At 72.1% G+C, this 12330-nt stretch carries 12 protein-coding genes and 1 tRNA gene; 4 read left to right on the top strand and 9 right to left on the bottom strand.

The genetic code is table 11. The features are described from left to right. Positions 1-74 precede the first annotated feature (74 nt). The 6 genes from QC282_RS30395 to ehuB all read right to left on the bottom strand — a co-directional run bounded on the left by QC282_RS30395 (position 75) and on the right by ehuB (position 4319). Positions 75-148 (bottom strand) — tRNA-Lys (locus tag QC282_RS30395). 136 nt (positions 149-284) lie between these two features. Continuing rightward, the gene (locus QC282_RS30390) at positions 285-1049 is read right to left on the bottom strand and encodes an IclR family transcriptional regulator (RefSeq protein WP_279552805.1); all 765 of its coding nucleotides are present in this window, start codon (positions 1047-1049) and stop codon (positions 285-287) included. Between the two features lie 220 nt (positions 1050-1269). Continuing rightward, positions 1270-2040, bottom strand: coding sequence for an ectoine/hydroxyectoine ABC transporter ATP-binding protein EhuA (gene ehuA / locus QC282_RS30385; RefSeq protein WP_279552806.1), 771 nt, complete (start codon positions 2038-2040; stop codon positions 1270-1272). A 10-nt stretch (positions 2041-2050) separates the two neighbouring features. After that, entirely contained in the window at positions 2051-2701 is a 651-nt protein-coding gene (gene ehuD, locus QC282_RS30380; protein WP_279552804.1) for an ectoine/hydroxyectoine ABC transporter permease subunit EhuD, read from the bottom strand. Beyond that, positions 2698-3399: an ectoine/hydroxyectoine ABC transporter permease subunit EhuC gene (ehuC, locus tag QC282_RS30375; protein ID WP_279552803.1), complete on the bottom strand. Its 702-nt coding sequence runs from the start codon at positions 3397-3399 to the stop codon at positions 2698-2700. The genes ehuD and ehuC overlap by 4 nt, the downstream gene beginning before the upstream one ends. After that, positions 3399-4319, bottom strand: coding sequence for an ectoine/hydroxyectoine ABC transporter substrate-binding protein EhuB (gene ehuB / locus QC282_RS30370; protein ID WP_279552802.1), 921 nt, complete (start codon positions 4317-4319; stop codon positions 3399-3401). Before ehuB ends, ehuC begins: the two co-directional genes overlap by 1 nt. Positions 4320-4375: 56 nt before the next feature. On the opposite strand from ehuB, the gene QC282_RS30365 reads away from it, so the two are divergent. Continuing rightward, positions 4376-4870 (top strand): DUF3830 family protein, encoded by a 495-nt coding sequence (locus tag QC282_RS30365; protein WP_279552801.1) that lies wholly within the window; start codon positions 4376-4378, stop codon positions 4868-4870. A gap of 7 nt (positions 4871-4877) precedes the next feature. On the opposite strand, the gene QC282_RS30360 is transcribed toward QC282_RS30365, so the two are convergent. Both QC282_RS30360 and QC282_RS30355 read right to left on the bottom strand, forming a co-directional pair. After that, on the bottom strand, positions 4878-5609 hold the full coding sequence (locus tag QC282_RS30360; RefSeq protein ID WP_279552800.1) for an aspartate/glutamate racemase family protein: 732 nt from the start codon (positions 5607-5609) through the stop codon (positions 4878-4880). After that, a complete protein-coding gene (locus QC282_RS30355; protein WP_279552799.1) occupies positions 5606-6439 on the bottom strand; it encodes an aspartate/glutamate racemase family protein in 834 nt (277 codons plus the stop codon). Before QC282_RS30355 ends, QC282_RS30360 begins: the two co-directional genes overlap by 4 nt. A gap of 138 nt (positions 6440-6577) precedes the next feature. On the opposite strand from QC282_RS30355, the gene QC282_RS30350 reads away from it, so the two are divergent. The 3 genes from QC282_RS30350 (at position 6578) to QC282_RS30340 (ending at position 10316) form a co-directional block, all read left to right on the top strand. Next, the gene (locus QC282_RS30350) at positions 6578-7555 is read left to right on the top strand and encodes a D-2-hydroxyacid dehydrogenase (protein WP_279552798.1); all 978 of its coding nucleotides are present in this window, start codon (positions 6578-6580) and stop codon (positions 7553-7555) included. A 17-nt stretch (positions 7556-7572) separates the two neighbouring features. Continuing rightward, the gene (locus tag QC282_RS30345; protein WP_279552797.1) at positions 7573-8976 is read left to right on the top strand and encodes an amidase; all 1404 of its coding nucleotides are present in this window, start codon (positions 7573-7575) and stop codon (positions 8974-8976) included. Positions 8977-9224: 248 nt separating this feature from the next. Next, positions 9225-10316, top strand: a complete 1092-nt coding sequence (locus tag QC282_RS30340; protein WP_279552796.1) for an LLM class flavin-dependent oxidoreductase — start codon at positions 9225-9227, stop codon at positions 10314-10316. Here QC282_RS30340 and QC282_RS30335 read toward each other — a convergent pair. After that, the gene (locus QC282_RS30335; RefSeq protein ID WP_279552795.1) at positions 10292-12124 is read right to left on the bottom strand and encodes a bifunctional diguanylate cyclase/phosphodiesterase; all 1833 of its coding nucleotides are present in this window, start codon (positions 12122-12124) and stop codon (positions 10292-10294) included. The two genes, QC282_RS30340 and QC282_RS30335, sit on opposite strands and share 25 nt — an antisense overlap. Between the last annotated feature and the right edge of the window lie 206 nt (positions 12125-12330).

Below are 12330 nucleotides of genomic sequence, written 5' to 3'. Positions count from 1 at the left end.
GTCCGTGCGGCCCTCGCACCCGGCCCCGGACATGACCGAGGGGCCCCTCGCTCCCACGAGAGGCCCCTTCAAGGTGCGCCGCCAGGGACTCGAACCCCGGACCCGCTGATTAAGAGTCAGCTGCTCTAACCAACTGAGCTAGCGGCGCATGACTCCCGCCGTCCGCTTCCCGCGGCCGGCGACGACAAAAATACTACCCGGTCCCCAGGGGTGCTCCCGACCACCGGCGGAGGAACGCCCGGGGCCGCCCCCGGGGCCGCGTCGGGGGCCCCGGGCGGGACCGTCTAGATCGCCAGGGACAGCAGGACGGGGGCGGCGTCGCGGTGCAGGGTGGCCGCCGCGTCGCGCAGCCGGTGGGCCTGTGCCAGCGGCAGGGACAGCGCCAGGCAGCCCGCGGCCGGGCCGGCCGGCAGCGGCACGGCCGCGCAGACGGTGCCGATCGCGTACTCCTGGACGTCCAGCGCCGGCGCCGTCGGCGGCTGCGCCTCCAGGCGGGACAGCAGCAGCGTGCCGCTGGTGATCGTGCGGGACGTGAGCCGGGCCGGGCGGTGCCGGGCGAGATGGTCCCGGCGTCCGGCGGGGTCGAGCTGCCGCAGCAGGCTCTTGCCGACCGCGGTGGCGTGCGCCGAGTCACGGAAGTCGACCCACTCGTGGACCGCCGGCGTGGCCGGGCCGTCCGCGCAGTGGGTGACGGTGACCTCGCCGTCGACGTACCGGCTGAGATAGACGGCCGCGCCGACCGAGTCGCGCAGCCGGGCGAGCGTCCCGCGGAGCTGCTCGTGCAGCGCCCGGTCGTGCTCGCGGTCGCGGGCCGAGCCGAGGCGGGCGAGCGCGTCGCCGGTGACGTACGCCCCGTCGCCGGCCCGGTCGACGTAGCCCTCGCGGCGCAGCATCCGCAGGAGCGTGGTCAGTCGCTCCGGGCGCAGGCCGGTGTGCCGGGTGAGTTCGGTGTCGGTGACTCCGGTGGTGTGCCGAGCCACGGTCTCCAGGACGCGCAGGGCGTCCTGGGCCGAGTGCTGCGGCGCCATCGGCTCGTTCTTCAGCGCCACGGTTTCCCCCTGCGCCTGGTCGGTGCCGTGTGGTCGGTGCCGTGCTTCCGGGTGGTCCGCATCCCTTCGGTGCCGACTCCACGGTAACGGCCAAGAGGCCCGCGGGGACCGGCAGTTGCCGATATCCGCGGGCCTCTCAACTGGTGCGCCGGCACCATGGCACATGCCACCGGCATGCCCCGGCGGCGCCACCGGGGACGTCGGGTCCCCTGCCGCGTGGTCACAGGATCGCGCTGAGGAATTCCCTCGTCCGGTCGTGCTCGGGCTCGCTGAAGATCTTCTCCGGCGGGCCCGCCTCGATGACCCGGCCCGAGTCGAACATCAGGACCTGGTCGGAGATGTCCCGCGCGAAGTTCATCTCGTGCGTCACGCACAGCATCGTGATGTCCGTGGAGCGGGCGATGTCCCGCAGCACGTCCAGCACGCCCGCGACCAGCTCCGGGTCCAGCGCGGAGGTCACCTCGTCCAGCAGCAGCACCTGCGGCCGCATCGCCAGCGCCCGCGCGATCGCCACCCGCTGCTGCTGACCGCCGGACAGCTGCGAGGGGTGCTTGTCGACGTGCTCGGTCAGACCGACCAGCTCCAGCAGCTCCCGGGCCCGCTCGTCGGCCTCGTCCTTCGACATGCCGAGGACGGTGACCGGGGCCTCGGTGATGTTCCGCAGGACGGTCATGTTCGGGAACAGGTTGAACTGCTGGAACACCATCCCGATCTTCTTGCGGATCTCCCGCACCTGCTTCTCGGGCGCCGGGAACAGCTGCTCGCCGTCCACGGTGATCCTGCCCTCGTCGGGCTTGAGCAGGGTCATCAGCAGCCGCAGGATCGTCGTCTTGCCGGAGCCGGACGGGCCGATCAGCGTGACGTGCTTGCCGGCGTCCACGGAGAAGTCGAGGTTGTCCAGGACCGTGTGGTCACCGAACCGCTTGGTGACCCGCTCCAGACGGACCAGCTCGGTGCCGGTGCTGCGGCCGGCGGGATTCTTCTCGGGCATCAGGTTGGCGTCAGTGGACAAGGCGTCGCTCCAGGGATCGCAGGGCAAGGGAGGCCAGGTAGGAGATCACGATGAAGGCCACGCCGATCACCGTGATGGGTTCGGTGAACCGGAAGGTCTGCTGCGAGAACAGCCGCGCCTCGCCGAGCATCTCCAGGACGGTGATCGCCATCAGCATCGGCGTGTCCTTGAGCATCGAGATCACGTAGTTGCCGAGCGCCGGCACCACGCGGCGGACCGCCTGCGGCAGGATCACCACGGTCCAGGTCCGCCGGCGCGGCAGGTTCAGCGCCGTCGCGGCCTCCCACTGGCCGACCGGCACGGCCTCGATGCCGGCCCGGTAGACCTGCATCGTGTACGTCGAGTAGTGCAGCCCGATCGCGAAGACGCCGGTCATCAGCGCCGAGAAGGTCAGACCCCACTCGGGCAGGACGTAGAACAGGAAGAACAGCTGCACCAGCAGCGGAGTGTTGCGCACGAACTCCGTGACGGCGCCCACCGGCCAGCGCACCCAGCGGCTCGGCGCCCGCATCAGCAGCGCCCACACCAGGCCCAGCGCGAACGAGATCAGCGAGCCGAGGACCAGCGCCTGGAGGGTGACCAGCAGGCCGTCCCAGAAGTACGGCATGAAGTCGGTGACCGCGTTCCAGTCCCAGTTCACGAGACACCACTTCCCTCAGGGACACGCACGGCGGCCGTCTTCTTCTTCGGTGCCTTGCCGACCCGCGCCTTCAGGTTCTTCTCCAACCCGCGCATCACCCGCGTGAGCAGGAAGGCGATCAGGAAGTAGATCAGCAGGATGTACGTGTAGATCTCCGCGCTCTCCTGGAGCGCCAGACGCACCAGGTTGCCGCTGAACGCCAGGTCGCCCATGCCCATGATCGACACCAGCGCGGTGCCCTTGAGCAGCTCCACCAGCAGGTTGGAGAACGGCGGGATCATCTCCGGCACCGCCTGCGGCAGCATGATCAGCCGCATCCGCTGCCACGGCGTGAAGCTGAGGGCGATACCGCCCTCCTTCTGCGCCGGGTCGACCGCGACCAGCGCGCCGCGCACGATCTCGGAGCCGTACGCGCCGTACGTCAGGCCTAGCGCGAGCGTGCCCGCCCACAGCGGCACCAGCTGCCAGCCGAAGGCGATCGGCAGCACGAAGAACACCCAGAAGATCATGACCAGCGCGGAGGTGCCGCGGAAGACCTCGGTGTAGAAGCCCGCGAGGAAGCGGACGATCCGCAGCCGGTGGGTGCGGGCGACGCCGACCACGAAGGACACCGCGGCGGCCAGCAGTCCGCTGAGGACCAGCAGCTGGACGGTGACCCAGACGCCCCTCAGTACGAGTTCCCAGAGTCCTGACGTCATCAGCCGCAGAGCTCCTTCGCGGTCAGGTCCGTCATCTCGTCCTCGGTGAACCCGAAGGGCTTGAGGATCCGCAGCAGCTCGCCGCTCTCCTTCATCTTGTGCAGCTCGACGTTGAAGGCGTCGCGCAGCTTCGTCTCGGTCGGCCGGAAGGCGAAGGCGCCGCCGTCCACGTGCGGCTTGCCGTCGACGATCGGCTTGAACGGTTCGGTGACCTCGGCCCTGGCCGACTTCTTCACCACCTCACGGGTGGTGAGCGCCGTACCGGCGAAGACGTCGACCCGGCCGGCCTCCACGGCGTTCAGCCCCGCGACCTGGTCCGGCACGATCAGGATGTCGCTCTCCCGGTAGCCGGCGTCGATCGCGTACTGAATTTCGGCGTAGCCGGTGCCCGTGGCGAACTTCGCCTTCTTCTTCACGACGTCCTGGTAATTGTGCAGACCCTTGGGATTGCCCTTCCGCACGATGAAGGCGTCGAGCATCTGGTAGTCCGGGTCGGAGAAGATGACCTGCTCGCAGCGCTCCGGGTTGACGTACATTCCGGCGGCCACGACGTCGAACTGCTGCGAGTTCAGGCCGGGAATGAGCGAGCCGAACTCCGTCGGCACCGGCTGCACCCGGTCGACCCCGAGCCGTTGGAAAATGGCCTTCGCCAGCTCCGGGGCCTCGCCGGTCAGCTCGCCGTCCGTGTCGATGTAGCCGAACGGAATCTCGCCGGCGATGCCGAGGCGTACGACGCCCGCGGCCCGGAGCCGGTCCAGCAGGTCACCGCCGTCCGTGCCCGTCGCGGTGGCCACGCGGCTGCAGCCCGCGGCGCCCAGTGCGCCGAGCGCCGCGACCCCCGCGAGCAGCGACCGGCGTGTCGGTCCCGTGGGACCCGCGGGTTTTGCGCCAATTCTTGTTGCTCTGTGTGGTGGAGCCATGGGCGCGCGACTACCCGAGAGCATGCGATCTATTCATACCGGGCACGAGGAGCCGCATGACTGAGCGACACATTGAGGTCTCACTGGCCCAACGCGGAGTGCGATGCACCGCGGAACTGCTGGACGACCGCGCCCCGCGCACCTGTGCGGCCGTCTGGGAGGCCCTGCCGCTGTCCGGGGACGTCTACCACGCCAAATACGCGCGAAACGAGATTTACGCCCTCTTTCCTCCTTTCGCGGAATCGGAGCCGCCGTTGGAAAACCCCACGGTGACGCCCGTCCCGGGTGACCTCTGCTATTTCTCCTTCGCCGGCACGGAACTGGGCACCCGCTCCTACGGCTACGACCGCGAGGTCCGCCCCGGCACGACGGTCGTCGACCTGGCCCTCTTCTACGAGCGCAACAACCTCCTGCTGAACGGCGACGTCGGCTGGGTCCCCGGCATCGTCTGGGGCCGGATCACGGCCGGCCTGGAGACGATGGCGGAGGCCTGCAACGACTTGTGGCGCACCGGGGCGGCGGGGGAGAAGCTGAGCTTCCGCAGGCTGTAGCGCGGGCTCACGCCTGGACCAGTGGCTCCCGGGTGAAGAGTGCGCCCAGGGACGGGGCGTTCACGCGACGGTCGGCCAGGCGCAGGGCCTCCCAGGCCGTGACCTGGTTGGCGGTCAGGACCGGCTTGCCCAGGTCCTTCTCCAGGGCCGGGAGATACGCCACCGTGTGCAGGGCCGTGTCGGGCAGGAGCACCGCCTCCGCGTCCGGGTGATCGGCCTCGCGGGCCAGCGTGAACAGCTCCGTCTCGCCCCACGTGCCGACCTCGGCCGCCGTGAGGATCCCCGAGCCGCGCACCCCGGTCACCTCGAAGCCGCCCGCGCGCAGAAACTCCGCGAACAGCTCAGCCACGTCCTCCGGGTACGTCGCGCCCACCGCGACCCGCCGCACGCGCAGCTCACGCGCCGCGTGCACGAAGCCGAACGACGTCGACGACGCCGGCATCCCGGCCGCCCGCGCCAGCGCCCGCACCTGCTCGTGGGCGCCCTCCCAGCCGTACACGAAGCTCCCGCTGGTGCACGCCCACACCACCGCCTCCGCGCCCGCCAGCCGCAGCTGCTCCACGCCCGCCGCCAGCCGCGCGTCCGAGCCCATCTCGCGCAGCGCGTCCACCTGGTGCGCGTCCGTGCCGATGTCGGTGTGCACCAGGTCCACCCGGATGTCGCTCCCCAGCAGCTGCTCGATGCGTGGATAGTCGTCCTCGGCGGAGTGACCGGGATAGAGGAGTCCGAGTGCGGTCATGACCAGCCTCCCTGCTGCTTCTCTTCGGGCAGTTGCGGCAGTACGGAACCGGAGCCGGGCTCCGGCAGGGCGGGACCGGTCCGCGCCGCGGGGTCGATCAGCGCCTGGTACGGTCCCACCGCCCGGGTACCCAATCGGCGCAGCGCAGCCCACATGGTCACCTGGTTGGCCGAGATCACCGGCAGCCGCAGCTCCGCCTCCAGCTGCGGGATCACGTCGTAGGTCGGCAGGTTGGTGCAGGAGATGAACAGCGCGTCGGCCGCGCCGAGCCTGCCCTTCGCCGCCGCCCGCCGCGCCATCTCGACGACCTCGCGGTACGGCACCCGCCAGATGTGCCGGGTCAGCCCCATGTACGCCCGCCCCGACACCGTGACGCCCGCCTCCGCGACGTAGCGCTCCAGCACGCGCGTCACGGACACCGTGTACGGCGTCACCACCGCCACCCGGCGCGCACCGAGCTCCGTCAGCGCCTCCAGCAGCGCGCCGGAGGTGGTCAGGGACGGCACCGCGCCGGCCCGGTTCATCGCCTCGCACATCGCCCGCTCGCCGGCGAGACCGCCGACGAAACTGCCGGACGCGCAGGCGTAGGCGACGACCCCGGGCGATATCGCGGTCAGTGTGCGCACCGCGTCGCCCAGCGTCTCGTGCTCGCTGACCAGCCGGGCGAGGTCCAGGCTCACCTCGACCGGCACGAACGGTGTCCGGGTCAGATGCAGGGACACCTCGTCGGGCACCCAGCGCCACAGCTCGCGGTCCAGCGCGAAGTCGAAGGGAGCCACGACACCGACACCGCGTTGCGGGCTCGGTCCGCCGAGAAAGGAGACGTCCATGACAGACACCGCCCTCGCGCGAGGAAGGAGGGAGCAACGGACCGAACGTACGCCCGTGTTGACGAAGGTAGATTCGGGTGCGAGCGTGGTCAAACCTCGCATGTCAGACGGCTGCCAGTCCTCCAGAAACGGCCCCTCATGACCGCACCGGAACCCGCTCCACCGACCGCCGCGACGCCCACGGTGCTCGTCCTGGACGCCGATCCGCCGCCCCGCCTCGGCCGGCTGACCGGACGGGCCCGGATCGAGCACGCGGACGAGGTGACCCTCGCCGAGCGGCTGCCGCACGCCGACGTGCTGCTGGTGTGGGACTTCACCTCGCACGCGGTGCGCGAGGCCTGGCCGGGCGAGGGGCCCCGGCCGCGCTGGGTGCACACGGCGAGTGCGGGCGTCGACCACCTGATGTGCCCGGAGCTGGCCGACTCCGGCACGGTCGTGACGAACGCGCGCGGCATCTTCGACCGGCCCATCGCCGAGTACGTCGCCGCGCTCGTGCTCGCCATGGCCAAGGACCTGCCCCGCACCTGGGAGCTGCAGCGGGAGCGGACCTGGCGGCACCGCGAGTCGCAGCAGGTGGCCGGCACGCGCGCGTGCGTCGTGGGCGCCGGGCCGATCGGCCGCGCGATCGCGCACAGCCTCGGTGCCCTGGGCGTGACGACCGCGCTCGTCGGCCGCACGCCCCGCACCGGCGTGCACGGCCCGGACGACCTCGACCGGCTGCTGGCCCACGCCGACTGGGTGATCGCCGCGGCGCCGCTCACGGAGCGGACGCGCGGCATGTTCGACGCCCGCCGGTTCGGGACGATGCAGCCGTCCGCGCGGTTCGTCAACGTCGGCCGGGGGCAGCTCGTCGTCCAGGACGCGCTCGTGGACGCGCTGCGCCGGCGCTGGATCGCGGGCGCCGCCCTGGACGTCTTCGAGCACGAGCCGCTGACGCCGGACAGCCCGCTGTGGGACGTGCCGGGGCTGATCGTTTCCCCGCACATGAGCGGCGACACGGTCGGCTGGCGGGACGAACTCGGCGCGCAGTTCGTGGAGTTGTACGACGACTGGGCGGCGGGCAGACCTCTGCGGAACGTCGTCGACAAGAAGCGCGGATACGTACCCGGACACTGACGCCCCCGGGAGGGTGGATGACCGAGCTCACCGAGCTGACCGCCGTACAACTCGTCGAGGGTTACCGCAAGGGCGACATCAGCCCCGTGGAGGCGACCCGCGCGGCCCTGGAGCGCGCGGAGCGCATCCAGCCGGAGGTGAACGCGTTCGTCAGGCTCCTGGCCGACGACGCGCTCGCCCGGGCCCGCGCCGCGGAGGAACGCTGGCGGCGCGGCGAACCGGCCGGCGCGGTGGACGGCGTGCCGGTCACGGTGAAGGACATCCTGCTGCTGCGCGGCGCGCCGACCCTGCGCGGCTCGAAGACCGTGCCGGAGCAGGGGCGCTGGGACGAGGACGCGCCGTCCGTGGCGCGGCTGCGGGAGCAGGGCGCGGTGTTCCTCGGCAAGACGACGACCCCCGAGTACGGCTGGAAGGGCGTCACGGACTCCCCGCTGAGCGGCGTCACCCGCAACCCGCACGACCCGGCCCGCACCGCCGGCGGATCGAGCGGCGGCGCGGCGGCGGCCGTCGCCCTCGGCGCGGGACCGCTCGCCCTCGGCACGGACGGCGGCGGCAGCGTGCGCATCCCGGCGTCGTTCTGCGGGATCTTCGCGCTGAAGCCGACGTACGGCAGGGTGCCGCTGTACCCGGCGAGCGCCTTCGGGACGCTGGCGCACGTCGGCCCGATGACCCGCGACGCGGCGGACGCGGCGCTGCTGATGGACGTCATCGGCGCCCCGGACACCCGCGACTGGTCGGCGCTCGGCCCGGCGCCGGGCTCCTTCGTCGCGGCGCTGACCGGCGGGGTGCGGGGCCTGCGGGTGGCGTACTCGCCGACGCTGGGCGGCCAGGTGGCCGTGCGCCCGGACGTCGCGAAGGCGGTGCGCCGGGGCGTGGAGCGGCTCGCGGAGCTCGGCGCGTACGTCACGGAGGCCGATCCCGACCTGGCCGAGCCGGTGGAGGCGTTCCACACCCTGTGGTTCAGCGGCGCGGCCCGCGTGGTCCAGCACCTCGGGTCGCACCAGCGCCGGCTCATGGACCCGGGCCTGCGGGAGATCTGCGCCCGGGGCGCCCGGTACTCGGCGCTGGACTACCTGGCCGCCGTCGACGTCCGCATGGACCTCGGCCGCCGGATGGGCCGCTTCCACGAGACGTACGACCTGCTCGTCACGCCGACCCTGCCGATCACGGCGTTCGAGGCGGGCGCGGAGGTGCCGAAGGGCTCGGGCCACCGCCGCTGGACGGGCTGGACCCCGTTCACCTACCCGTTCAACATGACCCAGCAGCCGGCCGCGACAGTCCCGGTCGGCACGGACGCCGACGGCCTCCCGATCGGCCTCCAGCTGATCGCCGCCCGCCACCGCGACGACCTGGTCCTACGAGCGTCACACGCCCTGTACGAGTCGGGCACCCCCACCCCGACACCACCCCGCACCGCCTGACGGCCGCCAACCGACTGCCGCACTCCGCGGGCAGTCGTGCCGCTGGGGCGGCGCGGGTGGGCGCGGGCGGCACCCCGGCAACGCCGGGCGGCGCACCCCCGGTCGGCCACAGCGACGCCGGCCCTCCGCGACAACCCCGCCGCCGAACCACGCCCCGGGCCCACCGCCCCCCGGGGGGAATAACCGGAGACCCCCTCCCGTTAAGCCCCGGCAGGACCGCGCACGGCAGAACACAGGAGGCACCCACCGTGGCCGCAGACGAGATCCGGGGCACGACGCACGGCACCGCACCCGTCCCCCTCTCCGTACTGGACCTCGTCACCGTCGGCGCCGGCCGCACCGCCTCCGACGCGCTGCGCACCAGCGTCGAGCTGTCCCGCCTCGCGGAGTCCCGCGGTTTCCACCGCTACTGGGTCGCCGAGCACCACTCGATGCCGGGCGTCGCCTCCTCCTCACCGGCGGTGATCCTCGCCCACCTCGCGGCCCACACCGACCGCATCCGCCTCGGCTCGGGCGGCGTCATGCTGCCCAACCACGCCCCGCTGGTCATCGCGGAGCAGTTCGGCACGCTGGAGGCCATGGCCCCCGGCCGTATCGACCTCGGCCTCGGCCGCGCCCCCGGCACCGACGGCGCCACCGCCGCCGCCCTGCGCCGCAGCGACCGGCTGAACGAGTCCGCCGACGACTTCCCGCAGCAGCTCGTGGAGCTGACCCGGTTCCTGGACGACGACTTCCCCGACGGCCACCCCTACCGCCGCATCCACGCCGTACCCGGCCCCGTCCAGGCCACCTCGCCCGGCGGCGTGCAGTCCCCGCACCGCCCGCCGGTCTGGCTGCTCGGTTCCTCCGGCTTCAGCGCCCGCCTGGCCGGCACGCTAGGCCTGCCGTTCGCCTTCGCACACCACTTCTCCGCGCACAACACCCTCCCCGCCCTGGACCTGTACCGGGAGTCGTTCCGGCCGAGCGAGGTCCTCGACCGGCCCTACGCCCTCATCGGCGTCGCCGCCCTCGCGACCGACGACGAGAAGGAGGCCCGGCGCCAGGTCCTGGCCGCCGCGCTGAACATGGTCCGGCTGCGCACCGGCCGCCCCGGCCTGGTGCCCACCCCGGAGGAGGCCGAGGCCTACCCCTTCAGCCCGACGGAGCGCGACTTCGTGGAGAGCTGGAACGCCAACGTCGTGCACGGCACCCCCGACGAGGTCCGCGCCGGCCTGGACGACCTCCAGAAGCGCACCGGCGCCGACGAGCTGATGATCACGGGCAACGCCCACAGCGGCGAGGTCCGCCTGCGCTCCTACGAACTCATCGCCGACGCCTACGGGTTGCCGACGCCCGCCTGAACCCCGGGGCTGCCCAGCAGCTCGGAGATACGATCCGGCGGCACCGGCCGCGAGTAGAGCCAGCCCTGGCCGGTGTCGCAGCCGATCCCGCGCAGCCGCGAGGCCTGCGCGGAGGTCTCCACGCACTCCGCGGTGACCGTGAGGCCGAGCCGGTGCGCGAGCTGGATCATCGCCTCCACGATGACCTCGTCGGCGGGGCTCGGCCGGCCGGCGTCCTGTTCCTCGTACTGGAAGCCCCGGACGAAGGAGCCGTCCAGCTTCAGCACGTCCACCGGCAGGCGGCTGAGGTAGGCGAGGTTGGAGTAGCCGGTGCCGAAGTCGTCGATGGCGATGCGCACGCCCATGTCGCTGAGGGCCTGCAGGGCCTGCAGCGGGCGGCCGGCGGAACCCATCACCGCCGACTCGGTGAGCTCCAGCTGGAGCAGGTGCGGCGCGAGTCCGGTCTCGTCGAGGGTCTCGGCGACGTCGGCCACGAGGTCGGAGTCCCACACCTGGCGGACCGCCACGTTCACGCTGACGAAGATCGGCGGCTCGTCGGGGTGCTCCAGCTGCCAGCGGCGCGCCTGACGGCAGGCGGTGCGCAGCACCCAGCGCCCGAGCTGCACGATCGAGCCGTCTTCTTCCGCAAGTCCGATGAACCGATTCGGCGTCAATGTGCCGAACTGCGGGTGTTTCCAGCGCACCAGGGCCTCGACGCCGCTCAGCCTGCCGTCCGCCATGCCCACCAGCGGCTGGTACTCCAGCGTGAACTCGCCGCGTTCGACGGCCGGGCGCAGGGTGGACGCGAGGGCCTGCCGGGTCATGCGGTGGGCGTTGCGCTCGGGGTCGAACAGCGTCCAGCGGGCCTTGCCGTCGGCCTTCGCCCAGTACAGCGTCGTGTCGGCGGCCTGCATCAGCGCGGTGGGCGTGGTCCCGGCCGCGTGCCGCTCGACGACGCCGATGGACGCCGACACCGACAGCCGCCGGCCGGAGATGTCGAACGGGTCCTGGAGCGCGGTCAGGACCGACTCGGCGAGGTCGGCCAGCTGCTCGGTGCCGGTGGAGTCCTCGACCAGCAGCGCGAACTCGTCGCCGCCGAGCCGGGCCACCAGCGGCGTGTTCGCGCGGGCGTAGCCGGCCTCGTCGGCGCAGCGCGTGAGACGGTCGGCGACGGCGGCCAGCAGCCGGTCGCCGATGCGGTGGCCGAGGGTGTCGTTGACGGCCTTGAAGCCGTCCAGGTCGAGATAGCACAGGCCGATCCGGCCGGTGCCGCTCCGCTCGTACGACTCGGCGTCCAGCGCGGCCGTCAGGCGCTCGAAGAACAGGGTGCGGTTGGGCAGCCGGGTCACCGGGTCGTGCATCTGCAAGTGCCGGAGTCTGGCCTGGAGTTCGCGCCGGGCGCTGATGTCGGACACGGACAGCAGGACGCCCCGCTCCGCGCCGGGCAGCGGGGTGACCGTCACCTGCGCCCACACCGAGTGGCCCTCGGGGTGCTTCAGCCGGCGGGTGCAGCGCAGCCGGGCCTGACGGCCGTTCAGCACCTCGCGGTAGGAGTGCCAGGAACGCGCGTCGGACGTGAGGTCCACCAGATCGGCGGCGACCGACCCGGCCAGCTCCTCGGCGGACGTGCCGAGCAGCGCGCCGAATGTTTCGTTGGCGCTGACGACCAGACCCTCCGGGTCGACGACCGCCATCGCGAGGGGGGCCGCCGTGAACACGGAGTGGTACGGCAGTGGCTCGGCACGGGGAGGCGCATCGAGGTCACTCTGTGTGATGACCGCCCGGTCGAGGTCTGCCGCGGGCGTCGGCCCTTCGGACGTTCCGCTCACCGCTCGCTCCCGCAGTGCACTCGATCTCTGTCCGTGCAGGAAATGGTCAGGAAAGTGTGCCGATCATAGAGGCTGGCCCCTGGCCCTTCCAGCCGCTGTCCAGTGTCCCGTACGGAACTGCCGTTGTGACAGATCGTTTCTGCCCGTACCTGGACGGGTTCTTGAGGCCTCCGACCAGTTGTGACGTTCCGTGAGTGACTCGGGGT

This window comes from Streptomyces sp. DH24 (assembly GCF_029813775.1).
In the GTDB taxonomy this organism is placed as follows: Bacteria; Actinomycetota; Actinomycetes; order Streptomycetales; family Streptomycetaceae; genus Streptomyces.
This window is presented reverse-complemented; position numbering and strand designations above follow the sequence as displayed.